The organism is Candidatus Protochlamydia sp. R18, assembly GCF_000648255.1.
GTDB classification, from domain to species: Bacteria; Chlamydiota; Chlamydiia; order Chlamydiales; family Parachlamydiaceae; genus Protochlamydia; species Protochlamydia amoebophila.
In genome coordinates this window covers 1-405 of sequence record NZ_BASL01000731.1, presented here as the reverse complement: position 1 = coordinate 405, position 405 = coordinate 1, and the positions used below count along the sequence as shown (strand labels likewise).

The following is a 405-nucleotide window of genomic DNA, read 5'->3' as shown; positions in this document are numbered from 1 at the left end:
ATTTATAAATGTTTTAACAATATTATTTATAAATAAAAATTATTGCAATAATTATGAGATAAAATAGGCAGTCACGTTTTAAGAGAAAGTTTTATTTTATCAATGAAGAGTTATTAAAAAAACAAATAAGGATCAATATGGTTCAAACATAAACTATGGTTCAAACATAAACTCCTTAGTTTTTGATTTGAAAATGCCTTAAGTCCGCATAAATTCATCTGTTTAAGATTAAATTTTCCATTTCTAGATAGTGTAGTCACGAGACTTCTGCCCTGCCCATATATAGCAATACATCTAATATGGACTGCAGACAAGAATGAGGCTGTGTTCTTTGCATAATGGGTCGCTATTCCTCTCCAGCGCTTCAAATGTAAAAATGCATTTTCCACCAAATGCCTTAACTTA

1 pseudogene is annotated in these 405 nt (G+C 29.6%); it reads right to left on the bottom strand.

From position 1 onward, the window contains the following. Window positions 1-278: 278 nt before the first annotated feature. Window positions 279-405 (bottom strand): annotated as a pseudogene (locus tag TY19_RS14190) (IS5/IS1182 family transposase); the annotation flags it as partial.